We start from the raw sequence: 24,569 nt of genomic DNA, 5'->3' as shown, positions 1-24,569 counted from the left end.
ATTGGTTTTTCATTTGAGAACCTTGGCCGATTTTGTGAGAGATTGAAGCTTATAGGCAGCTAACCCTCTTTTCTATACCAAAGTGTGTCGGTTATTATGGCAATCTAAGCATCACTATCAAGACTATTAAAAACACTCATTGTTAACCTCTGTTTTACCTGTTAGTGAGACTAAACTTATTTTTTGCCTCTATCTATAATTTTATATAATAGGTTTATATTCATGAGAAAAAACCTTCCAATAATAACTTTTTAAAACGAAATGACCTCCGTATGTCTTTTTTAGCAATTTCATTTATATTATCTTTTTTGTTTGTAAAGTCTTATCATAATGGGTTTGGTGTTGAAGTTAGGGGTAGGAGTTTTCACCAATAGATTAAATGATTTTGACATTAATTGTGGGTTTTTTGATGCTTTTGTTTCTTAATGTTTTCATAATAGTATTTGTTATTGTTCAATGGAGGTGGATTTGTTTTCAAAACCTCGCTTTCATTAATTGATTATAATGTATATCTAAAAGTAAGGTATAAAGAATGATTTTATCGTTTTAAAAGTCAATTTTTTATATTATTCTGTATTTAATCTTTTTTCGTGAGTCTTCGTATTTTATGACAAAGTATGTAGCTTGTTTTTTTGTTATTATCTCTCTATTAGGGCAGTCTTTGCTTCTATCAGCGAGTGCTGAACCGATGTTAGGTCCCAGTACTGAGATAAGTACAATGACGCAGAAGCTATCGACTCACATTTCAGTTATTTATGAGCAAGCGACGGCAAACAAAAATGCAGTGATTGGATCTCATGATACGGCTAATACAGATAAAGCTGTGACTGAATATTTTGTCAAAAACAATGATTTTTCAAAATGTGAAAAAACGATCGATAAATGCGTGCAAATTGATTCGGGGCATTGTAGTGCCCACAGTTATTGTCATTCAGGCGCTTTATTACCGATGACAATGGTTATTTTGTATCTGCCATTTTCCAGTAAATTTATGACAACTGCATGGTCATCTAAAACTATTCAGAGTATCCAAGATATTCGCCCACCTATCGCTTAGTTTTCTAAGCAAAATCCTTTTTGAAATTTATTTAAATTTATTTAAATTTATTTAAATTTAATTAATTGATTTTTTATTGCCCTTAATTTTTTAACGCTCTTTACATCTAGCGTTAAAAATATGATTAAGAGTAATAAGATTGGGAGTTTTATATGAAAATCTTAACTAACTTATCTCTTTTTAGCGTACTTTTCTTTTCTGTTGCTGCATTTGCGAGTTCGAATAATGGTTTATTTTGGGCGAGTGTGGATGGTCAAACTGGGCAGAAACAAGAGCAACCTTCTCAACAAAATGAGCAAGCTAATGTGGCTTTGACTTCAGCTTCAATGAAAAATAATCAAGCTCAAGGGCAATTAACATCGAATACTGATAAAGGTAATGTTTCTGCTTTACTAGTCAGTAATAATGAGACGCAAGTTTTTAGTCAGAGTCAGCGTGAATTATATCGGACGGATGCAGCAAGATCTGGATATCAATTCTCAAATAACACGGACAGTCAGCAAACATTAGCGAATAATCAAATCGCTTCGACTGCTTCTTTTAAGCAAACGCAGCATGATTTCTCACAGCCTAGTTCACTGTTATAAGTGGTAAGGTAATCGCGTTTAAAAAGATGATAAGTCAAACTTATCATCTTTTTTTAATTTTTAATTTTTAACTTTCGACTATGGTGTTGGGCAAGTATGGCATTTACATTTTCGAGAAAACGTATCTTCTCCTCGATATGTTTTTCCTCCATTGGTGGATGTTATCACCCAATTGGTTGAAATAATGTCATCTTTTATCGAGCCATCCCAAATAGTGGTTGATTGACAATCTTGAGTGCCATTGTCCCAATTCACTTTTAGCGATAAGGCATTTTCACCGATCATAGCGCCTGTTAAAGAAAACCACTCTTCTGGTTTCGCGCACCAGCCTGCTTGCCCATTGGCAAAATCACCGATTAATTGTCCTGTTTTCGATACCGATGTGATGTACATTGTTGAGCAGCCGTGCGGGTCAAAATTGTACCAAAATCCAACCAATGAATTATCTTCTTCTGTTAATCCTTTTTGATCTTCAGCGTAGCTAACAGTCTGATAACTAATTAAACTGATAATCAATAAGATAAATGTTAACCCCGTCTTATAACTCATAATGGTTTACCTTTATCGGAATACCGTTAAGTATAAATAAAAGATAGCTTACGCGGCTATTTTTTGCATGAAAACAAGGCACCCGTGGCAGGAAATTAAGAGGACATTATGGTGTTTTTCTGGCGTATGGGGATTGGGTACCAATTGTAATGTTGAGTGGTGATTATTGATGAGCCGGATGAAGTTGTTGACTATTTTTCTTGCCCTTGCACCATTTACCATTAAATTGACGGCTAAACTCACACATTTTTTGCCAGCTTCCAATAGCATGACTGTAATGCTGACTAAAGTGACGGCAAGTGTTTATCCAGTCTTTCTTATTGATGGTTAATCGAGTGAGTAATTTAGGCGTGTTATGTTGATTTGAAGGGACGTTGTTTTCAATGATACCTTTATGAGTCCATTTTATGAGTTCAATATAGTCAAATAAATGGAATGGTAGGTGGATCTGTTTTCCAGAACGCGTCATATGGTCGAAAGGTAATAATGTCGAGGGTTGTTGTGCTATGGCTAGGAAATCACCTTCAACGTCATAGATCTGCGCTTCTTTTTGCGCTTGTTTGAATGCTGCGACTCTAAGCTGAATTGACGACAAATAAATATTTTCGAGTGATTGGGCCAATTGCTCTCTAATAGGCGCTAAGTCGACGTACATGATGCATGCGAGTATGGCGGGTTCATCGAGCAGCGCTTGGCTTTTAAAGCGTCCTTGCCAAAAGGCCCCTTTACAGTGATCTTCTTTATTGACCTTACGTGAGATGGTTTCATTTAAACAGCGCATAAACCAACTGATGTTGGTTAAACGCTCACGCCATTGACTAATGAATTCATCAAATTGTTCTTGTTCCGTATTTGAAAATAATTCCTTATTGATATACTTGATGGCGAGAACGTGAGGATTGAAGACTTGCCTCCATCGTTCGATCACCTGCAAAGAGGTTAAATTTTTAGCGTTATCAGTATTCACTTTTAAGACTAAATGGTAGTGGCGAGGTAGGATAGTGTAAGCAGCAATATCAATGCAGAAGATAGTCGATAATTGAATGAGTTTATCGACAAACCAATGGGCTCGATGGAGATCGACTTGTTTTGTTTTGGGATTATCATTGACTAGATAGGCGCCTCTGACACAGTAATTACTGATGTGATAGAACGGGGTGCTATCAATATGGATCAGTTTTTTTCGGCATTCAGTCATGATCTGTTTAGTTTGAGTTGATTTTTAAAAGCTTAGTTAGCGTTAGTGAATAATACAATTAAGATCAGGCTTATATATATCTTCAATGGATTTTAAGCATAACATTAATGTTAAGCCTGTCCTGAATGGGGTCATGTGATAATATCTTAGCCATATTATATTAAACATAAATCTCATCATGAAAATCCTTCATACTTCCGATTGGCATTTAGGGCAAAGCTTTCTCACTAAGAGTCGCAAAGATGAGCATCACGCTTTTCTTGATTGGTTATTAGCTCAGGTTCAATTACACATGATCGATGCCATTATTGTGGCTGGGGATATTTTTGATACTGGCACGCCACCGAGTTATGCCAGAGAAATGTATAATCGCTTTGTGGTTGCGATTAACCAGCTTGGTTGTACGCTTGTCGTATTAGGGGGGAATCATGATTCGGTATCGATGTTGAATGAATCGAAAACGTTATTGGCCTGTTTAAATACCCATGTGATCGCCAATACTTCGGATGAGATAGATGAGCAAGTTTTCGCCCTCAAGAACAGGCAAGGTGAGGTAGGAGCGGTTTTATGTGCGGTGCCTTTTATTAGGGCAAGAGATGTGGTGGTGAGTGTTGCAGGGGAAACAGGTGTTGAGAAGCGTCAGGTTTTGGGTGAGGCCATTAAACGGCACTATACACAAATTTATGAGGCTGCATTAACGTTACGAAAAGACAATGGGTGGGATGTCCCTATTATCGCTACAGGGCATTTAACGGCGTTAGGTGTCAGTCAGTCCGAGTCCGTGCGAGATATCTATATTGGTTCATTAGAAGGATTTGCAGCCGATGGTTTTCCGCCTGCTGATTATATTGCCTTAGGCCATATTCATCGTCCTCAAATCGTTGCTAAGTCTGAGCATATTCGCTATAGCGGCTCACCAATTCCCTTAAGTTTTGATGAACTTAAATACACTAAGCAAGTTGTGGTTGTCGAATTTGAGAAAGCAAAACGTCTGAGTATCACCCCGATTGAAATCCCGATTTTTCAACCTATGGCAGTGTTAAAAGGCAGTCTTGATGACATTGCTGCGCAACTAGCCTCCTTTGATGTTGAGCCAATAGGCTTGCCCACTTGGCTGTTTATTGAAGTGCATATGCAAGATTATTTTTCTGATCTGCAGCAACGTATTCAAAACATGACGCAAGATTTGCATGTTGAAGTACTCAGGTTGAAGCGGGCCCGCGGACAGAGTCAAGCAGCTCTTGAACAAGTGGCGAAGGAAACGCTGGCTGAACTGACACCCTTTGATGTGTTTGATAAGCGTTTAACGCTTGAAAGCATGAAAGAAGAGATAGAAGCCGGACAACTTGACCGAATTAAAACTCAGTTTCAACAAATTGTATCCGAAATAGAACTTCAGGAGTTGAGTGAATGAAGATATTGCGCCTGCAATTCAAAAACTTGAATGCCCTAAAAGGAGATTGGAAAATTGATTTTACTCAGTCTCCTTTTATTGATAATGGGCTGTTCGCGATTACGGGTCCGACTGGGGCAGGTAAGACCACCATTCTTGATGCTATTTGCTTAGCCTTATACCACTGCACGCCTAGATTAGGGGCTATTACCACCTCAAGCAATGAAATCATGACGCGAGGCACGGCGGAATGTGCGGCAGAAGTGGAATTTGAAGTGAAAGGTAAGGTTTATCGCTCGCATTGGAGTATGCGCCGTTCAAGAGGAAAAGTGGATGGCAAGCTTCAATCGGCAGATGTGCAACTTGCTGAGGTTGAAAGTGGGCTCATTATCGCGAGTCAGATAAAACAAAAAAGTGATGATATAGAGAGAATAACCGGTCTTGATTTTGCTCGGTTCACCAAATCTATGATGTTATCTCAGGGAGAATTTTCGGCTTTTTTAAATGCGAAAGAAAGTGAGCGGGCCGAATTATTAGAAGAGCTAACAGGAACGGAAATATATGGCCTGATCTCAGAAAAGGTGCATGAAAAATTTACCCATGCAAAGCAGGTATTAAGTGGGCTAGAGGCCCAAGTAAAAGGCGTGAAACGACTGACAAAAGAGCAAAATCAAGCGTTTGAGCAAGAGCTAGAGGTAGTGGGACAAGCACAGAAGCAATCAAAAGCACAACAAGTATTATTAACAGCACATCTTGATTGGTTAAATGATCATGATAAAGCACAGGTCAGCAAGATAGCATCAGATGAGCAACTTAACCATGCGATAAAACAAAAAGAAATGGCAGAGCTGCAGTTATTACGCCTTTTGCACAGTGGGCCCGCAGAAAAATTGAGACGCCCCTTCGAGCTTTGGCAATCTTCAGTTAAGCAAGTGAGTAAAACAACTCTTTTACGCAAAGAAAAAGACCTCAACGCAAAAAATATCAACTTGAAACTTGATGATGCGTTAAAAGAGCAGACTCTCGCAGAGTCGGCTTTTGAGCAATGTAAAAGCAATCATATCTCACTTGAACAATGTATCAATGAGCAGGTTGTTCCTCTTGATAATCATATTGTAAGCCAGCAAGATAAATTGGATGATAAGTATAAACAAATCCAAGCAGTCAATACGAAGTATCAAGTTGAAGTTGAAGAGCATCAGCGGCTTTTAGCAAAAAGAGAGCAGCAACAAGCCGCATTGCGAACAACTGAAACTTATGTAAGGTTAAATCAAGCGGATGCTAGTTTGGCGCAATATATGGGTCAATGGCATTTGCTGATTGAACAGCTTAACACTGAACAAGCTTGGGTTGTTAAACTTAAGACAAGCGAAAAAACACAGCAAGCGGTAATAAGTGATAAGCAGGACACGAGAATATCGAGTCAAACTGCATTAGTGAATGCCCAAAAACGGTGTGATGGAAAAAAACAATGTGCAGATGATGCACAGGAAGCTTATGTTCGGGTGCAACAAGGCGGTGCTCTCGATACTCTTGAGAGTCAAAGAGAAGAACTTAATCAGGAATATACCGCCAGAATACAGTTGGTTAATGGCAACCAAAAGTGGTTAAAGTATCAGACAGAGCGAGAAAGTAAGCAATTAGAGCATCAAACACAAGTCAGTACGCTTTTGGATCTTGAGCAAATAGATCAAAGTACGATAGCGAGTATTGAGAAGCAGAAGCAATTAATAAGCGCGTTGCAACGCCTTGTGACTCAAGAGGAGCATTTGGCGCAATATAGAACGGATTTACAAGCGGGTGAAGACTGTCCTTTGTGTGGCTCGAAAGAACATCCTAACATCACAGATGTCATTATTAACCTTTCAGATACACAGGACGAGCAACAGCAGGCATTCATTGCCCTTGAGCACGATGAAGCTAAATTGTCGGAGACTAAATCTAATATCCATTTAACGCGACGTTATCTAAACGAGCTACAAGTAAGACTGGATAGTATTGCGATCGAGCAACAAGCATTGGAAAATCATTGGGTGATATTAACTGAACAGTTAACCCTGTCTTTGAGTATCGATGATATCGCAGCGGTGACAGAGTATACGCAAGCGCAAGATAACCGCCGTAATGAACTCACTCGTAGCATTGATTTAATTAAGCAGTATCAGAAGTTATGGCTAGATTCAAAAGAATCGTGGGAATGGGCTGGTCGAGAAAGAGACATGCTCGATCAGCAACAAACATTACTTATTCAAAATATTCAGAATGAAGTCATCTATTTGGATAAAATTCTTGTCGATAAACAGTCGAGGTTAGCGAGTGCTGCTGACATACAAAATACATTATTCCAACAGATCCAGCATGCTGGATTTGAAGTCGTCGATGCTAACGAAATAGAGGCTTGGCTAAAGACTAAAGCGACACATGCAGAAGAGTGGGAGCGATACATTCAACAAAAAGAGGCCATTACACATGGTTTGTCGGCACTAGCGCCTCAAATAATACGTCTGAAAAGTGAGCTCGATGAAAAAAGTCATCAACTGAGTCAGCTCAACGTTGAGCACTGCCAGTTAACAGAAATACTTAACGATAAACGGGCTGTTCGACAAGGACTTTTTGGTGATAAGAGTGCGATGAAAGAAAGAGAGCAGAGTCTGTTGGTATTAACGTCTGTTGAAAATGAATATAGAGCGGCTCAGCTGCTGGCGCAAAAGTATCAAGGTGAGTGTTTGGCGATTACCGCTGAAGTGTCGACCTTAGTGAATAATATTCAAGAGCTAGTCGCTCAAGAACATCAGATGGAACAACAATGGCAAGCGCAGTTGACCCCCAGCCCATTTGAATCACACTCTGAGGTTGAAAAAGCGTTGCTCTCAGAAGATGAACATCGGGAACTGACAGTATTACAGCAGACATTGAATCGACAAATCGATCAAGCCAATGCACTTGTACAAAGTGGAATAACGCATCTCAATCATTTGCTGGCAAATCCGTTAGCCAGTGCTTACTTAAGCGTAGAAGCGAGCGAGATAACCTGTGAGCATGAGAGTTTAAGTTTGCGCCTAGAGGCCTTAAGCAAACGCAGTGGTGAAATTGAGCAACAAAAAAGGGCGGATCTCACACAACAACAAGCGCAGCAAACCTTGTTTGATGAAATCGCTCTCTATACCGATCACTATAATGATATTCACTACTTACATTCATTAATCGGTTCTCAAAAAGGCGATAAATTTAGAAAATTTGCACAAGGTTTAACATTAGATAATTTGGTTTATTTAGCCAATAAACAATTAGACAGTGTACATGAGCGTTATCAATTAAAACGCAAGCAAGAAGAAGCCCTATTACTCGTCGTGATTGATACATGGCAAGGCGATCTTGAACGTGATACTAAAACCTTATCAGGTGGGGAGAGCTTTTTAGTCAGTTTGGCTTTAGCGTTAGCACTGTCTGATTTAGTGAGCCATAAGACCAGTATTGATTCTTTATTCTTGGATGAAGGCTTTGGCACTTTAGACAGTGAGACACTCGATATCGCCTTAGATGCATTAGATAACCTCAATGCCAGCGGTAAAATGATTGGTGTTATAAGTCACATCGAAGCCATGAAAGAGCGGATCCCCGCGCAGCTCAAAATTAGTCATCGTAGCGGGTTAGGGATCAGTGCGTTGAGCGATGAATATCGAGTGGCTAATACAAATTAGCTCAACTCTTTAACTCAACTCGGGAATATAACGATTGTTTAATAGCGGATGATAAAAGCGTATTTTTTGCTTCAGTATCAGTTTAAATTCTTCTCGTTGTGCAGAATTAAAAGCCTTGAGTTTAACGACTAAAGGCTTTTCTTGATTTAATGCAAAAATAATGACGCGCTGAAAAGGACCCGTGCCTTGGATCTGCATACCGACAAATGTTTGCCAAGGTACCGTTATCATTTCATCGTATTCCCCATAGTGGATCCCATGATGACCAATGATAAACCTGAGACCCATTGGCTTGTTGCGTATAACGTTGTAAATAATCGATGTGACTGAAAACAATAGAGTAAATAATAACGTATACAATGGAGCGGCTAATAAAGGCAGAAAATCAAATTCATTTATTCCATTTTCAAACGGATTATCGATGAACACTTTATTGAATAATATGTTGCAGACTAAGGCCACAATACTGGTATAAATGGCGAAGATAATGTCGCAAAATAACCCCCGAGACGGGGTTTGAATTAACTGCATTTAACATCCTTGTTTAACATCATACAGGCCGCTAAAGTAGCATAATAATATTTTATTTCAATAGGATAAAAGTCATAGGCTTGGGGATAAGTATTCTACTTAGATGATGTGTCTATGGGGGATCTGTTTTATAGCTAAATGTGACAATTTTTCATTGAATGTTCATCTCATTATTTAACTGAGCAAGTTTAAAATTATTTTTTAAACATATGTAAATCCCTACCATATTTAACATAATACCAAATCTATTTTTTTGTAATTAAAAACAATGGTTTAAATGAAGTCATAAATGTTACTCGGTTGTTCTGGTCTGTCCAGTTTGTATCATTCGGTGTTTTTTGTTATAGACCAAAGTCTTGTCCCTATTGATAATCAACTACTAAATCAGGCCATTGGAATAATCAGTCGTGGATATTTTTGAAGAAGCGTTATCGGGATTAGGTGTCGAAATTCGTTTTGATCGTGAGCATTTATTTAGTTGTGAATTAACACCAGAGAATGAAACATCAGGTTTATACCTGTCTGCTTACCGAGACATAGAAGCGATGAGTTTGAGGTTGTCTGTATTGACGCGAAATGAGCTTCACGACGGTCTTAATGCCGGTTTTTGGGCGGAATTTTCACAAACGGCAATAGGTCCTTTGCGGGGAGGGATTGGAGTGGGGGTGCTTGAAGGTACCAAAAATATTTGTGTCTACCAAGTGATCAGCCTGGCGGGGAAACCACAAGATTACGCAATGCAAGTTATCGAGCAGTTAATTGAATCTGCCGAAGCGTGGGATGAGAAGCTATCGGCTTTTTAATTCCTGAGCATTTAGAACCATAAACATTTACAAGAAAGGTAGTTATGACTATTCAACTTAACAATATTAGTGATATCTCAGGTTATCAAACAGATACACTTCGCGCTGATTTTACAATGCAGACATTAAATGGCGAAGTGTCGATAGATCAATCAAAGATAGAGTTTAAAGGTAAGACATATAACATTACAAAGTTAGATACAGGTGAATTTAAAGTTGAAAGGGACAGAAGTAGTGAAGGTAATAATGAGATAAAGTGGAATAGTTTTACTGACTTTTTTTCACGAGGGTTTACGACTACGACCCGTGCTGAATCATTAACGACATTGATTAATGAAAAGGCGAATATGGAAAGTGAGCCTCGGGAAGCTGTAGTGAATAGAGCTAAAGCAAATATGGATAATATGCCTAAATCGCAAAGAGATCATTTATGTTTAACTCATGTCTTTGCAAGGTTGAATGAAGATTTAAATTCGCAAGGTATTATTGCAGCCCCAAAAGGGATTGTTGCAATCGTTCAAGGTCAGAAAGGAGCGGTTGAAGATCCCCGTAGAGAGGCTGCTTTCCAAAAAGCAGCGAATCAAATATTAAATAATCAACAAGAATACGGTATTAGAACGGATATGAAAGAATTAAAGGAAGTTTGGGACAACCCGACATCGTTTATCCATAGAGATCTTGAAGGTGGGATGAAAAATCTAGTACCTAAACCAACTCTGGGTGAGTATTATGCTTATGGGGATCAGCTGGCTCAAAAATATACTGGAAATATGTTGGGGGATGTTGTTTCTTCGTTAGATAGGTTTGATCATATCAAATCAACAGCAAAAGATGTTCAAGTTGCGAATGAATATCGCAGAGATGAGATGGAGGCTTTAATGCATTTGATATAATGCATTGATGAAAAAAGCGCTCATTTGAGCGCTTTTTTGTTGGCGATGAAGATTAAGCCGTTTTCTTCTTGGTGCGAACCATGTAAAAAATAAACAGGATTAATACCGCTAATTGTGCGCTTATTCCTTCCCATGTCGATCCGACGCCAATCCAATCCATTTCAATATGAACAGGTAACGCATTAATCGGTACCACGGCGGCTTCTTGCAGTGCGGAGATCGCTTTGCCCATTAATATAAAGGATAAAATGAGTAAAAGATAAGTGGTGATAGAGAAGAACTTAGCCAGTGGCAATTTAATCGAGTACTTAAGTAATCCCCAAGTCGTGATGGCTAAAATGGCGATACCAGTGCCTAGACCGCCGATAAAATAGCTAAACTGTGAGTTTTCTGTTTGGGTTAGCAATGATTGATAAAATAATATGGTTTCAAATATTTCACGATAAACGGCAATAAAAGATAACAGCGCTATCCCCCATAGGGTTCCGGCCTTGAGCTGACTATTAATTTTCTTATTAATATAAGCTTGCCAATGCGCAGCATGGGTTTTACTGTGCATCCATACGCCCACATAAAACAGCATCAGGGCGGCAAATAAAGAGCCAAACCCTTCCATCATTTCTCGACTTGCGCCACTGATGTCGATGAGTGTTTGTGCGGCAGCCCAAGTGGCACCGCCAGCGATAAGCGCAGCGACCCAGCCAAAGTGCAAATATTTTAGCGCATCACGTCTGTTGGTCCGTATGAGGACGGTCATCAGCGCGATAACAACCAATAATGCTTCTAAGCCTTCACGTAATAAAATAATCAGACTGGCACTGAATAATGTGGCATTCGATAAGTTTGATTCGGTTAAGAGTTTTTGGGCTTGATCGAGCTGTAACATGGTGGTGTTGATAGCGACTTCTAACTGACTGGCATTTTGAGTATTACTCAATAAATGACGTAATTGCATCAAATTGACTTCAATGTTTTTACGTAAGTTTTTATCGTGCGCATCCAAACTATTTTCTATCAACTCAAAACCATCAAGATAGGCACTGACAGATAAGGTTTTAGCTTGATTAAAATCACCGTTATCATAGGCTTGTTTGGCTGATAGTAGCAGATTTTTAGTGATTAAAATGGGGCTAGGCTGGTGGTTAAATAGTGTTTCCGGATTCGCCCTCAATGCTTCAATATCTGTCTGCGTGATCCCTTGATCGCTAAGATCTTGAGCGAGCTGAAAGGGACTGTGATTGACCCATTGTTGTAACGATACTGTGTCGACAACTTTTGCTGTATTTTTGGCGCTTTCACCTTGAAAGGCTAGACTGGCAACATAAAAAGCCAGTGACCAACGCTCTTGCTCTTTGAGCTGAGTAAAGGGGGGCATAGCAGTATCATCGAGTCCATTGGAAATGGCATCGAATAAACCTAGGATGGAGCGATTTCCAGCCCGCTCTTTATCGGTGAAATCTGTGGGTTCAGGTGAGAGGTTGGCCGCGAGTATGCCGTTTCCTCGCCCTTCAACACCGTGACAAGTAGCACAGTTGGTTTGAAATAAGTTTTGGGTATCTTGATCGGATAATAAGTGCTTAGGCAATGATGATTCAGGCATTAACGTCAATAAGGTCCCCCGAAGCGCTGAGGATATTTGTCTGACGATACTGAGATCTTGCTTATTTTTGATACTGGTTTGCAAGGCGAGTGCTTGTCGATAAAGTGCTGGGCTTTGCTCTGTGATATGGGGGTTTTCAGATAATTTTTCAATGATTAATGATGTAAATTCAAGCATTTCTTGATATTCGTCAGCATTGACCACTTCCCCATTTTCGACAGCGGCGCTGTAATCGACACCCACATATTCTGCCAGTTGGGCTAATTGCCTTAGTTGAGTTTGTTCATCAGTGCCATTATTGTCAGCGTTTTGCTCACCGGGTGTTGATGCCATACTCATTTGGGGAGTAAGGATCAGGAGTGAAAAAAGCAATATCATAAATCTTGGGAACGTGGGCATGGTTGCATAACGAGCCACGGGGGTCCAAAGAGGTTGCATTCTGAAGAGTCCTAGTCAATCGACTGGTAATGATAATTATTGCTAATTATAAACGTGTTGGGGGCCTTAGAGTCAAAGGATATATGATTTATTATTTATATGCTTAAACGCTATAGTGTTGTTCGAATGATGACAATAGGCATTAAGAGGCAATTTTTGTGAGTGAAAATGATTTAAATTTTTTAACCTATTGCTTTATCTATACTCTTTTGGTGGCATAGCTGCCAATATATTCCACATTCGTGGAACCATCTATTAACCGAAGAGGAGAAAATAGTAATGAAAAAAATAATCTTGCTCCCCTTGCAGCTCTTATTCGATAAGTCAAAAATGGCATTTTACCTGATGTATTGACTGACGGATCTTGTTAGTCATTAACATTGGGTCTCATTTGGATATGAATAGCATATCTAGGAAAAATGATGAAAAAACTTAAAGCTTGGTTACTGTCTTTAAAGCAAGGTGCGACTCCTGATTTTTATGAATGTTTGCTTTATTTAGGAGACTATTTTCCGCTGCTTAGGCTATTTGAAGCTACAGAGCAAGATAAGCAATGGCATGGCGAAGTAAATGTGGCGATCCATACCGATAGCGTATTAACAGCGCTGTATCAATTGTTAGCCAATGAAGCTTATTATTTGAGTGCAGAACAACAGCAAGTGCTGATATTATCGGCGCTACTGCATGATATCGGCAAACCTGTCACCACTAAGCGTAAACACATTCAGGGTGCTGAGCGTGTCATTGCGCCTCAGTATGAAGAGTTAGGACTCAACTATTTAGCGATTAAGTTACTTGAATTACCTTTGCCACATAAAGTGATGGTACAGATCATGGGGCTGGTGGGCTATCACCAAAAGCCTAAGTTATTAGTGGTGAAAAATAGTGATTTTTCTGATTACTTAGCATTGGCATTAAATGCCGATCTGGAGCTGTTATATTGGTTGGATCGAGCTAATTGTCAGGGGCAACTCTGTGATGATCTCGATAAACAGCTGGATACCTTGGCTCAATTTAAAATGTTTGCCGAGGAGTATCAATTGTGGAGAGTGGATGATCCAACAGCGGCGTTATTAGCAAAAGTGCAGGTAAAATCAAACACCAGTGAACAATTGTATTTAGATAACTATGTTGTGAGTGAATTGATTAGTGGCAAGATTATTCAGGCTGAAGAGGCGGTTGCGACAACCTATGAACGGGCACAAGCTTACAGTCATTTGTATGTTATGTGTGGGATCAGTGGCAGTGGCAAGTCGACTTGGATTGCACAAAACCTGCAAGGTGTTGAGGTGATCTCACTCGATGATATTCGCCATGAAATTAACGGAAAGCGATCTTGCCAGAAAAATTTAGGTCAAGTATTACAGTTGGCAAAATCACGTTTAAAAAATGCGTTGGCGGATAAGCGAGATGTGGTGTGGGATGCGACTAATATTCGATCCGATCATCGTAACGTGATTTGTGATTTTGGTCGAGATTATGGTGCGTTAATTACATTAGTCGTTTTTCACCTTAAAGAATCGACATTAAGAGCGGGAAACCAGCAACGTTCACATGCGATCCCCAATGAGGTGATCACTCGGCAAATCGCCCAGTGGCAATGGCCGTCAATGACAGAAGCCCATCGTATCTTAATTGTTGGTGAGTCATGTGATGCTTATCATATTCAAGATAGAATTTATAAGCAGCGTTGCGCAGGTCAATTTATTCAATCTATGCAAATACAACAACAGAAAAAAAATCGTTCACACAGAATGGTCTTATTACAGCAAGGTCGTTTTTAATTATTTATAGTAAACATTAATGAGTCCCTAAGGAAAAAGAAAAAGGAAAAGAGAATACTTTTCCTTTTTAATTTCGCCTCTAATATAATTTGGTAACAGAGGAGCTAGGGTTAAGCAATGTGATATAAACTTGGTATCGCAGGGCTAGGTTGACTTCCTGTGAGACTCGGTACTGCAGGTGCGCTGCTATTCACCGCCACTAAGCTTGGTACCGCAGGGCTAGGTTGACCTCCAGTGAGGCTAGGTACTGCAGGGCTATTGTTTCCAAATCCTCCTATACTTCCTTGAGTAGTTAATTGTGGTATTGCGGGTGAATTATTCGCGGTTAATGAATAACTCGATTGATGCGTTTGACAAGCTGGTGCACATCTTAGCATTGAAGTTGTACTGGCTTGTGCGGAAATCGCCGTAAATGCCAATATGACAGGTAAGATGCAATATTTGGCTACGTTTTTCATTTTACTACCCTCCAATCATTCTTAATTTATCAATAAAACTAAGTCAAAAGTTAAATAAAGATAAGTAAAGAAAGGTAATTCAGGGTTAAATTATAGTGCTTTTATGGGAGGAGAACTTAAAAGTGCACTAATGTTAATAATCAAGAAATAATTGAATTCTATGCTTGTTTTTTGAACTGAGTAATTTATTTTATATCTATATTAATATTCACCTGTTTTATAATGATTTATTTGAAATAGTTAATTTCACCGTTTATTTTTACTAAAAGTATCAGTATTTTTTTAAATAAATTGTTAATATTAACGGGGGTTTTATGGGGCGGAAATGATTGATGGTAAGTTAAAATTGCCATAGAAGTTAGGTTGATTAATCTCGGCGATTGTTATGTTGATAGAGTATTAGGCTTTTTACTTTTGCCCCATTGATCCTTACTATTAATGTCGCTAATGTCTGAGGCACGAGCTAACTTTATGAGTTTGAAAGAATGAAGATAAAAACAGCGATTGTTGGTTATGGCTTTTCAGCGAAAACCTTTCATATTCCGTTCATTACCACCTCTGATGTGTTTGTTTTACATGCGCTTAGTAGCTCACAATCCGACGCAGTGAGTCAAGATTCGCCTCAGGTTCAGCATTTTCACACCGCCGATGAGATGATCCGTAACAGTGGCGCTGAGCTTATTATCATTACAGCGCCTAATGATGTGCATTATGCGTTGGCAAAGCTAGCATTGGAAAATAATAAACACGTGCTGATTGAAAAACCTTTCGTGACTCGTTCAAAAGATGGGGCTGTTCTCATTGAGCTTGCCAAAGAAAAAGGATTATTGCTGAGCGTTTATCAAAACCGTCGTTATGATGGGGACTTTTTAACGGTTAAAAAATTGATCGATGAAAAACGTTTAGGCAATGTTCGAGTGTATGAATCTCATTTTGATCGCTTTCGTCCTCAGGTACAACAGCGCTGGCGGGAACAAACCAGTGATGGTGGTGGTATTTTATATGATTTAGCACCGCATTTATTGGATCAAGCCCTAAGCTTATTTGGATTGCCTCAAAGCCTGAGTGCCCGTTGTCAATCCATGCGTGAACAGGCATCGACTACCGATTATTTTCACCTTGTTTTACATTATCAAAAACTTGAAGTGATTTTACATGCCAGTCTTTTTTGTGCGGGTCCTAATCTTAGGTTTCAGGTTCAGGGTGATAAGGGCAGCTATGTAAAACAGGGTCTCGATCCACAAGAAGATTGCTTAAGAGCGGGGGAGTTACCGACTAAGCCGAATTGGGGGGCCGAAAAAAGTGAGGATTTTGGCAAGTTTTATGATGGGAAAAAAGTGGAAGTGATCACCTCTGAAAAAGGCTGTTACCCAGACTTTTTCATCGATTTGGCTCAGGCGATAGTAACAGGTGATTATACTCAAATGAGCGCCAAGCAAAGCCTTAATACGATTAAACTTATTGAGTTAGCCTTAGAAAGTCAAGCCACTGGCAAGCGACTAGAGGTGAATTTTGAGTGCTAGCTTTTAATGCTAGGTTATAGTGCTAAGTAATAGAGAATCCACCGATTTCACAGCCTCATTTTTAAAGTGAGGCTGCATATCTTAATTTATTAATTTGATTAACGAGGCTTTTTATATTTTCTAGTGTTGTATTTAGCGCTTTTCTATCGCTTCCCAAGCGAGTTCATTGCAGATCTTTTCATTGGTTTTTTTCAAGAGTCGGCTCTCGGCTATGATTTGTTTACCTATGTCACTTTTGTCAAATGTACTCTGTTGATGACGGGTCTCAAAGTGTCTGATTTTGTTAATTAATGATTGTGGATCTTGGTCATGTTGTTGTGCAACCGTTTGGATAGCTCTTGAGTCAGCGGCTAAACTCTGAAGGCTGAGGAAGTCGGTTTGGCTTAATTGGGTTGCATCGTTGAGCTCATGGGAGAGCTTTCCATGTGTTGAGGCGACTTGAGTGAGTTCACAAAGGCGTTGGTATTGTTGCTCTGAAAAAAGTCCACTGTTAAATGCTTTTGAAACAAGCGCAACACCGTATATTTCACTATCGCCTTTATGGCTCAGTTGAATATTACGGTAAGCTTGTTTAAAGGCAACCGCATCTTCAAGGCTTATGTTGCCTTTGTATTCTGTTAGTGCATTTAAAAAAGCACGACTGGTGTTAATGTTTGCGATATTGAGGCTTTGATTTTGTTGTTGATTTTGTTCGAGCTGCAGTTTCTCTTGTTGTTGGCTTAGTTTTCCTTGCAGTATATTTTGCATTTGTGCTGCTCGTGGTACGTCTGTTTTTTGATCCGAAGTGGTTAAACGTTCAAAAAAATCGGTAATATTACGACCTAGCTTTTGAGCACAATTAGCATTGCCGTAGTCTTTTGAGACCAATATACTATCAGCAATGGTGACTTTGTAGCGTTGACCATTGAGTTTGATAGTATCGTTTGCTGTGAACTCACTGAGATTATGATTGTGCAGTTGACTGATTGTCGCTAGGTTAACTGTCATTTTTATTCCTTTAAATTTTTAATCAGTTAAGTTACTGGCTTGTACTTATTTATGCTTCCATAAATTGTCTATTCTTTTGTTAACTAGTCGGATCTGTTTTTGTGCTTTGTTTACATAATAAGCCTCCACAAAACGTGCAGTTAAGTGAAGGTGGCAAGTAAGATAGGATCTTAAAAGGTGATAGAAAAGGAGAGCAGTGCCACTTATATTGGAAATATTTAAGTTCACGTTAAGCGTTATTTGTGATTGTTCTCTTTTTATTTAGTTTTTACTCACCCCATTCATTTGATCTCGAGCAAATCCTGAGGTTTGGGTGTAATAGCCATCTGGGTGATTGGCCAACCGGGATTTTGTGGGTCTTGTTTAAACTCATGTCCAAAATCTTTAAGGAAGGTTTGAAATACGGACCCATTCACATGCTGGCTAAAAGCCTCTTCAGTTTGATATGCCTCAAAGAAAGTGACGGATTTTTGTTTTTTTAATGGGATGGGCTCAAGTTTCAAATGGGACTGACCCATAGACTGAACGCTGATGAAAGGAATTTATGAAAGACAATAGACAATCAATGCAGGTTTTAAATGAAGTAAGCTATAGTCTGTTTTTCTTATTATTGGTATCAATCGCTAGTTGAAGCCTGTGTGACTTTCGTTTATTTCACATCTTGAGTGATGTGTTTTATGATTTCAGGATCGACGTGTATTTCAAATGCATTGGATACGGCTTTTACTGTGATAGCGACAAGAATACCGGTGAGCATGATCCCCAAACAGGCAATTAAGACTGATAGTATTCTAGAAGATTTATTCAGTGGCCGTATGTCGCCATAGCCAACCGTCAGTGCGGTGATGAAGGCCCAATAAAGCGCATCAAATCGACTCCATGATTCTATACGACTCACAATGAGTCCAAGTATAATAATAATGGCAAACAGCATGAGTAAAATAGGTGATATTAGAAACAAACCCCATAAAAAAATATGAATGAAAGTGAAGGTAAATGGCATGTAGATTGTCCTTATTCGGCAGGTATAGGAAGCTTAGACCTTAATACCAATAACCATAGAATTAAACGTGGATTTGTCAAAATAGAGATGAATTAAATAAAGCTATTTCTAGCTTGAACATTTATTGTTATTGATTATTTCCGTTCCGAATGAAGACAGAAAAGGCGACTTCAAACCTCTGTGTGTGCTGCAAAGTGAAGGACTGCCAACAAAGCCTGTTTGTTATGTCACTGGGGATGGGTGTGATGAGGTAAACTCTCAATAATAGTTTAAATTAGCATTTTAAATTTAATCGAAATATTAATAAAAGTGTGAAGATTTTCTCTGGTGAACTTATTAAAAATTAAGCTCACCAAAGCTGTATAAAAGAGTATGGTTAATTTAGATTCGTGAGATTGATTTCTTTTATATATTCTAATCTTGCTGTTGCATTATCAACATGGTGCCAGCTTTCATCATAAAAATAGCTATATTCAGCACTGCTTTTGCCTGAATTCCATGAATCATTTAGCACCATTCTCAATTTAAGGTTGGGTGGTATATAACAACCCACTGGCGGGATCCCTAGGTAAAAAGGATAACCTGTGATATTGACTAAAATACCTCTTGGGCCTTCAACCCAGTAGGTACGTGCTTCTCCAATTAGGCTGGAGCTGAGTATAAATTGCCCTTGTTCATTGCTGAGTTTTCCCAATCCTGATATTTCACGGATATCGGATGATCCTAGTGATATATTAGCAAATAAACTTACATCACTTTCTGATGATGTGATTTGGTAACCTGCTACAATCAATATGTTTTCTTCGCTCATGAAGACTCTCCTTGAGATATAAAAATATAATTTAAGTGTTAAGTAAATAAGCATGCTTCCCAGCGCTTGTCGTGGTTATCGATTCAATTGAATGCAGATTGACCGCGACATGGTTTCACTTTAGGTGGCGAAAACACAGAAAAGTATTACAGGTTATTACATCTAGATTGATTGCAACTTTTAATTACTGCCAATAAACAGGGTTTCCATTAATACCGTAGTAGGGGACTGTGCTAAGGCATTATGCCGTAGCCAAAAAGGCTCTTTAGGTCGGTTGAGCTTCGATGATAATTTTTTAAGAGTTTGTGGATCAGTTATATAAGGCAGAGTTTTATTATTTATCATTGGTTTAGCAGCCGCTAATTTACTTATTGTTAAACTTATGTGAAAGAGAGCGATATTACCCGCTTTACTCTCTGAAAAAGATCGGCTACGATTTTGATGCCTCAAAGGGTTTACATTTGGTTGATGTTGTATTCACAAGTTGTTTTTAGGGCAAATAAAAACAAATTGTTTAATAACAAAAAGACTGAAGGAAACCCCTATGAAATACGCTTCATTTAACAAGGTTGCGCTTGGTGCTGTTGCGCTGATTTTCTCTCTGGCCGCACACAGTGGTGGCGGAGGTGGGGGTGACGAGGAATTGCCCTTACCAGATTCTTGCCAGTCAAATTGTGGCTATGAAACGGGACCAACGCCTAACTTAGACTTTCTGCAAGCTGGCAGCGGCCCGCTCTCAATCTCTTCTGCCATTGTTGCGAGTTCTGTTGATGGTTTTGGTGGCGGCACCATTTATTATCCAAGCAATGTATCACAAGAATTGGCAGCCATTTCTATTGCCCCAGGATTCACCAATACCCAATCAGCCATTCAATGGTGGGGGCCACTTCTGGCTTCTCACGGATTTGTCGTAATAACGATTGACACCAATTCCCGTTATGATCAACCCGAGAGTAGAAGTCGTCAGCAAGACAGCGCGTTGTCGTATTTAATTGAGGAGGCGGCGAGTTCTGGTAGCCCAATTTGGGGATTAATTGACGAAAATCGATTGGCGACTATGGGCTATTCTATGGGCGGAGGTGGTGCGCTTCATAGCGCGTCAAGAAACCGTTTAAGTGCGAGTATTCCTCTGTCACCTTGGAATACTGGCAGCAATGATTTTGATAATATTGCTGTTCCGGTGATGATCATGGCTTGCGAAAATGATAGCACTGCGCCCGTTAATACCCACGCTAGCCCTTTTTATAACACTATTCCTGACAATACGCATAAAGCCTTCATGGAAATCACTGGTGGTTCTCATAGTTGCGCCACGGGTGATAATAGTAACAACGCCTTGTTATCCACTTATGGCGTTTCTTGGATGAAACGTTTCTTGGATAAAGATCATCGTTACAGCCCGTTTTTGTGTGGGCCAAACCATGAGTCAAACAGTTATATTTCAGACTATAGGGATACTTGCGACTACTTGTAAATCGTCGTCATTAAACTTTAATTGAGTTACCCCTTAACTGAGCCAATGAGAGTGTGATGCTATATTCCAATAATAAAATCCTGATCATAGCGGTTTCATTGTGTCTCCTGATTGCCTTGCTGTTATTTTTAATGTCTGAACAATCAGGACAAGCTGAGCGTGATGCTGTCACTTCAGTTCAAGAGTGGGTCAAAGAGCAGAGCAAAGAACAGGCCAATCAAGACGACGTAACGCGTTTCGACACTGTGGCGACTAACTGGCACTGGCAAAGGGGAGATGTGCAAGCAGAACCCTTGTCCCTATCTTATCAAAATGTGGCCAAATTACCCTTCAGCGCTCAATCAGTTTTTGATGCATTACACGCTGTAAAATTGGATGCTGATGCTAATGTCGTGCTCGATCATGATGCACTAGTTTCATTAGATGAAACCTTAGAGAGGATCCATAATAAGTTGGATGAGGACAGTTTGCGGATGTTGTTAGACTTGATCCATCAGAGTCTACCGGGTCAGGCTGGCATTCAAGTGGCTGAATTAGTTGAGAACTATTATTATTATTTAGAAGCAAAAGAAGAGTTTAGCCAAATAAATGAAGGATTATCAATTGAACGGGATGCGGATCCCGTGGTATCGATTGAGAATGATCAAGTGCTTTATGCAGAGCTACAGGCATTGCGAGACGTTCATTTAGGCAGTGATGTCAGTGCGGAGCTGTTTAGAGTGAGTGATGCAAACGCCCAGTACATGTTCGCCAGCATGAAGCTGGATGTTAATCCTAACTTAACGGCTCAGGAGCATGAGCAACAACGCAAAGACATTCAAGCACAACATATCGCGCAATCAGTTAATATTTTCGATTGGCCTGCTCGCTATCCTGCTTTTTTAAGCGCCAAGCAGGCGATAACTTCTGCTTCGATTGACGATCAAGAAAAGCGCCGGCAAGTGGCGGCACTGCTTAGCCAGCATTTTACCCCTGAAGAACTCACTCGAATTGATTACTTGAATTTAAGTGATATTTAAGCTGCTTTGCTGAGCCTACCTCAGTGTTTTATTTATCGAATCCTGTTGTGAGGCTCAAGTTTTTTGCATTGCGGCTTATCCTCCTTGTTGGTGTGCTACTTTTCATTGTTTTCGAGCACTGGCAGTTGCATCGGGAGGGTGCACTACCTAATCGAGTAAAGACTAATCAAATAAAGTCTAATCAAGCAAAGCCTGCTGATGTATGGCTACAACCTGAGGAGGCGCTGCGTTTTTTCCCCACTCAAATTGGTGAACAAGACTATCACTTCAATTATGCGCGTTTTGCACCCATTATCGCCCGGGTAAAACGGGATATAAACCAGTTGCTCGTCATTGATGAACACACAAAAGATCAATTAAAACGTCTTACACAAGGATTACCACCTGACTTGTTGCCGATTGATCGGCAGCGATTGGACTTCTTAATTCAAAAAAATATTCCAGGTAAGGCCGGCGGACAATTTATCAATCTGCTTCACGCCTACGGCCGATATACCAGATTGCTCGATGTCCATTTAAAGCACGTTAATCTAGCGGAACCGAGTTATAAACCACAGCATTTGTCCGACAGTGTGGCGGTTGTAAAGCAACTTCAGCTGGCAGTATTTGGGCAAGATCTCGCCGCACTGTTTTTTACGCGAGATAACATAAGGATGAACTACCTAACCCAGCGCCGATTATTGATGTTGGACAATTCGATGAGTGTAGCGGATAAGCAAGCTATCCGTGAGCGATTGCAGCTAGGCTATCGATTGGGCTTGGCAGAGTTAGAAGCATTAGATGAGTTAAAAGAGTTAGCACAGTTAGGAGAAAGCGGGGATGGCTAACTTTAGAGCAAAGATTAGGCCACCTCTGTCACGATTGATGTGGCTGCAATCATTGCTTTTGGCTATGTTGTTTGCAGGGCTTTTGTCGTTAGCTTTGTTGGATCATGGACGATTTTATTGGGTCTGGTTTGCCTTTATTCCGATGCTGTATGCGATTGAAAAAACGTCACTGGCGGTGACCTACCTATTGGGGGTCATCGCTGGATTGTTGATATTCGCCAGTGCGACCTATTGGGTGGCAGATTTCTTAGTGATCGCCAAAGGACAAACTGCAGTAACACGTTTTTTGTGGGCTTCACTTTATTGGCTTTATTGTGCTCAGTTGTTCGGTTTATTATTTTGGTTTTTTCAGCTCTTGAAACGTCATATAAGGGTGCACGAGTTTATTCTCTTTCCGTTAGTGGTCGCCTCATTGACTGCTGCTTATCCTCAGTTATTTTCGCTCACTTTCGCAGAGACCCAAGTTCAGTTTTTACTTGCCTTACAAGGGGTCTCCATTCTCGGTATTTCTGGGCTTGATGCCATTATTGCACTGGCCAATATTGTGGTTTTCAAAATGCTCTACCTGTTTACCGCTAAGCCATCTTCAATCAGCAAAACCGATAAAAGGGCGATGCTTGTTGCTGTCTCAGTAATTGCACTGTGGTTTGGCTTTGGTGTTCAACAACGACAAGAGTGGACGCAAATCGTCGCCAGATCGGACATGATGAAAGTAGGGATCGTTCAGGCTAATGAATCACCGGACTTGGGGCACGTGGTGGCAATGGCTGGATACGGCAAAGTTTACCCACCTGAAATGGATATGACTGCACGGCTTGGATCAATCGGAGCTGAATTAGTGATATGGTCTGAGGCGCGCCCTAAAGGGTATTTGGATGACGGGCAAGTACAACGGGCATACCAGCAGGAAGTGGCTAACATTGGCACTAGTTTGTTGTTTCAAGATCTGCACAATATCGTTAGCCCCATTAATGGGATCGTTGAAAGACGATTTAATACCGCTGTTATGCTCAATAGCGAAGGGGAATATGTGGGTGGGTATCAAAAGATAAAACGCATTCCTTTTGGTGAATATATTCCCTTTGTAGATGAAGGCTCCCTTGTTCACGCTTGGCTAAGATCCTATTTTGGTGGCTTTTCCAGTGAGCTCACTGCGGGTAAAAATATGGCGGTATTTTCTCATGCAAAAGCCGATATTGTGCCGCTTATCTGTTATGAAACCACCTTTTCAACCTTTGTCGCGAATGTCATTGCTAGCGCTAGCGCCATTGATATTGTTATTAATCGTCCCTTAAAAACTCAAGGGAATGATAAACCTTTGCTCCTTGTCGCTATGTCAAACGACGCTTGGTTTGGCTCAAGGCATCAATCCAATCAACATATTCTCACCTCTGCCCTTAGAGCCGTTGAAAACAGAACGCCTTTGGTGCATGTTGTTAATAATGGCCCATCAATTCTGGTGTCTGCGACAGGTCAGATACTGTTTTCCTCTGATTTTAGGCAAGCGGGTGGCTATGTCGTCGAGGTACCTTTACTCAATCATGGCCGTGGTAGTTTCTTTAGCCGCAATCCTTCTTTATTTCACAACATCTTGCTGATCTTGTGGGGGGGGATTTTGCTGGTGGTTATTCGGCGTCATTGGCAGCAATACCAAGCAGTATCAAAAAACCATCAAGAGTTGAGTGTGATTAGGGATATTTCACCGTCGTTTTAGCAATATAAAATCGATAATAACCAATGAAGTTGCTACCAATAAACAGGGTTTCCATTAATACCGCAGTAGGAGAGTGAGCAAGGGTATTATGCAATAACCAAAAACTAGTGCCTAGGGGGCGTTGACAATTACGCTAACCAAATCATAGAAGCAGCTAATTGAAGCGTCCCTAAATAGTACTTAGCCTTTCTCTCATAGCGCGTAGCCACTCTACGGAAC

General features: G+C 40.0%; 20 protein-coding genes and 1 pseudogene. 12 read left to right on the top strand and 9 right to left on the bottom strand.

All coding sequences use genetic code 11. The features are described 5' to 3' along the window. The first annotated feature begins 607 nt into the window (after window positions 1-607). Together L2764_RS19070 and L2764_RS19065 are read left to right on the top strand one after the other, a co-directional pair. Window positions 608-1,057 (top strand): hypothetical protein, encoded by a 450-nt coding sequence (locus L2764_RS19070; protein WP_248941924.1) that lies wholly within the window; start codon window positions 608-610, stop codon window positions 1,055-1,057. A 152-nt stretch (window positions 1,058-1,209) separates the two neighbouring features. Beyond that, window positions 1,210-1,644 carry a hypothetical protein gene (locus L2764_RS19065; protein ID WP_248941922.1) on the top strand — a complete coding sequence of 145 codons (435 nt, stop codon included), beginning with the start codon at window positions 1,210-1,212 and terminating at the stop codon, window positions 1,642-1,644. A 78-nt stretch (window positions 1,645-1,722) separates the two neighbouring features. Here L2764_RS19065 and L2764_RS19060 read toward each other — a convergent pair whose 3' ends face one another. Together L2764_RS19060 and L2764_RS19055 are read right to left on the bottom strand one after the other, a co-directional pair. Beyond that, window positions 1,723-2,193 (bottom strand): avidin/streptavidin family protein, encoded by a 471-nt coding sequence (locus tag L2764_RS19060; RefSeq protein ID WP_248941921.1) that lies wholly within the window; start codon window positions 2,191-2,193, stop codon window positions 1,723-1,725. A 163-nt stretch (window positions 2,194-2,356) separates the two neighbouring features. Continuing rightward, entirely contained in the window at window positions 2,357-3,391 is a 1,035-nt protein-coding gene (locus L2764_RS19055) for a transposase (RefSeq protein WP_248941919.1), read from the bottom strand. 178 nt (window positions 3,392-3,569) lie between these two features. Here L2764_RS19055 and sbcD point away from each other — a divergent pair, with 178 nt between their 5' ends. Both sbcD and L2764_RS19045 read left to right on the top strand, forming a co-directional pair. Further along, window positions 3,570-4,805, top strand: coding sequence for an exonuclease subunit SbcD (gene sbcD / locus L2764_RS19050; RefSeq protein WP_248941918.1), 1,236 nt, complete (start codon window positions 3,570-3,572; stop codon window positions 4,803-4,805). Beyond that, entirely contained in the window at window positions 4,802-8,485 is a 3,684-nt protein-coding gene (locus L2764_RS19045; protein ID WP_248941916.1) for an AAA family ATPase, read from the top strand. Before sbcD ends, L2764_RS19045 begins: the two co-directional genes overlap by 4 nt. A gap of 9 nt (window positions 8,486-8,494) precedes the next feature. On the opposite strand, the gene L2764_RS19040 is transcribed toward L2764_RS19045, so the two are convergent. After that, on the bottom strand, window positions 8,495-9,016 hold the full coding sequence (locus L2764_RS19040) for a hypothetical protein (protein WP_248941915.1): 522 nt from the start codon (window positions 9,014-9,016) through the stop codon (window positions 8,495-8,497). Between the two features lie 407 nt (window positions 9,017-9,423). Here L2764_RS19040 and L2764_RS19035 point away from each other — a divergent pair, with 407 nt between their 5' ends. Continuing rightward, complete coding sequence (locus L2764_RS19035) at window positions 9,424-9,819, top strand: hypothetical protein (RefSeq protein WP_248941914.1); 396 nt, start codon at window positions 9,424-9,426, stop codon at window positions 9,817-9,819. Between the two features lie 44 nt (window positions 9,820-9,863). Then, window positions 9,864-10,712 (top strand): hypothetical protein, encoded by an 849-nt coding sequence (locus L2764_RS19030; RefSeq protein WP_248941913.1) that lies wholly within the window; start codon window positions 9,864-9,866, stop codon window positions 10,710-10,712. 52 nt (window positions 10,713-10,764) lie between these two features. Here the strand turns inward: L2764_RS19030 and L2764_RS19025 are convergent, their stop codons facing one another. Beyond that, window positions 10,765-12,750 (bottom strand): cytochrome c/FTR1 family iron permease, encoded by a 1,986-nt coding sequence (locus L2764_RS19025; protein ID WP_248941912.1) that lies wholly within the window; start codon window positions 12,748-12,750, stop codon window positions 10,765-10,767. Window positions 12,751-13,172: 422 nt separating this feature from the next. Here L2764_RS19025 and L2764_RS19020 point away from each other — a divergent pair, with 422 nt between their 5' ends. Further along, window positions 13,173-14,534 (top strand): AAA family ATPase, encoded by a 1,362-nt coding sequence (locus tag L2764_RS19020; RefSeq protein ID WP_248941911.1) that lies wholly within the window; start codon window positions 13,173-13,175, stop codon window positions 14,532-14,534. 110 nt (window positions 14,535-14,644) lie between these two features. Here the strand turns inward: L2764_RS19020 and L2764_RS19015 are convergent, their stop codons facing one another. After that, the gene (locus L2764_RS19015) at window positions 14,645-14,992 is read right to left on the bottom strand and encodes a hypothetical protein (protein WP_248941909.1); all 348 of its coding nucleotides are present in this window, start codon (window positions 14,990-14,992) and stop codon (window positions 14,645-14,647) included. A 485-nt stretch (window positions 14,993-15,477) separates the two neighbouring features. On the opposite strand from L2764_RS19015, the gene L2764_RS19010 reads away from it, so the two are divergent. After that, the gene (locus tag L2764_RS19010; RefSeq protein WP_248941908.1) at window positions 15,478-16,515 is read left to right on the top strand and encodes an oxidoreductase; all 1,038 of its coding nucleotides are present in this window, start codon (window positions 15,478-15,480) and stop codon (window positions 16,513-16,515) included. 132 nt (window positions 16,516-16,647) lie between these two features. Here L2764_RS19010 and L2764_RS19005 read toward each other — a convergent pair whose 3' ends face one another. The 3 genes from L2764_RS19005 to L2764_RS18995 form a co-directional block, all read right to left on the bottom strand. Next, window positions 16,648-17,502, bottom strand: a complete 855-nt coding sequence (locus tag L2764_RS19005; RefSeq protein WP_248941907.1) for a hypothetical protein — start codon at window positions 17,500-17,502, stop codon at window positions 16,648-16,650. Window positions 17,503-18,151: 649 nt separating this feature from the next. Further along, the gene (locus L2764_RS19000) at window positions 18,152-18,505 is read right to left on the bottom strand and encodes a potassium channel family protein (RefSeq protein ID WP_248941906.1); all 354 of its coding nucleotides are present in this window, start codon (window positions 18,503-18,505) and stop codon (window positions 18,152-18,154) included. Window positions 18,506-18,881: 376 nt separating this feature from the next. Beyond that, entirely contained in the window at window positions 18,882-19,316 is a 435-nt protein-coding gene (locus L2764_RS18995) for a DUF1842 domain-containing protein (RefSeq protein ID WP_248941905.1), read from the bottom strand. A gap of 544 nt (window positions 19,317-19,860) precedes the next feature. Here L2764_RS18995 and L2764_RS18990 point away from each other — a divergent pair. The 4 genes from L2764_RS18990 to lnt are packed head-to-tail and all read left to right on the top strand — an operon-like array spanning window position 19,861 to window position 24,350. Next, a complete protein-coding gene (locus L2764_RS18990) occupies window positions 19,861-20,790 on the top strand; it encodes an alpha/beta hydrolase family protein (protein WP_248941904.1) in 930 nt (309 codons plus the stop codon). A 56-nt stretch (window positions 20,791-20,846) separates the two neighbouring features. Further along, window positions 20,847-21,809 carry a hypothetical protein gene (locus L2764_RS18985; protein ID WP_248941903.1) on the top strand — a complete coding sequence of 321 codons (963 nt, stop codon included), beginning with the start codon at window positions 20,847-20,849 and terminating at the stop codon, window positions 21,807-21,809. A 47-nt stretch (window positions 21,810-21,856) separates the two neighbouring features. Next, window positions 21,857-22,636, top strand: coding sequence for a hypothetical protein (locus tag L2764_RS18980; protein WP_248941902.1), 780 nt, complete (start codon window positions 21,857-21,859; stop codon window positions 22,634-22,636). Further along, window positions 22,629-24,350: an apolipoprotein N-acyltransferase gene (gene lnt, locus L2764_RS18975; RefSeq protein WP_248941901.1), complete on the top strand. Its 1,722-nt coding sequence runs from the start codon at window positions 22,629-22,631 to the stop codon at window positions 24,348-24,350. Before L2764_RS18980 ends, lnt begins: the two co-directional genes overlap by 8 nt. Here lnt and L2764_RS18970 read toward each other — a convergent pair. Further along, a pseudogene (locus L2764_RS18970) lies at window positions 24,325-24,465 on the bottom strand (YgjV family protein); the annotation flags it as partial. The gene lnt and the pseudogene L2764_RS18970 sit on opposite strands and share 26 nt — an antisense overlap. Window positions 24,466-24,569 lie beyond the last annotated feature (104 nt).

The sequence above is a fragment of the Shewanella surugensis genome (assembly GCF_023284005.1).
GTDB classification, from domain to species: domain Bacteria; phylum Pseudomonadota; class Gammaproteobacteria; order Enterobacterales; family Shewanellaceae; genus Shewanella; species Shewanella surugensis.
Note: the sequence above shows the minus strand (reverse complement) of the source record. Positions and strands in the feature narration are given on the sequence as shown.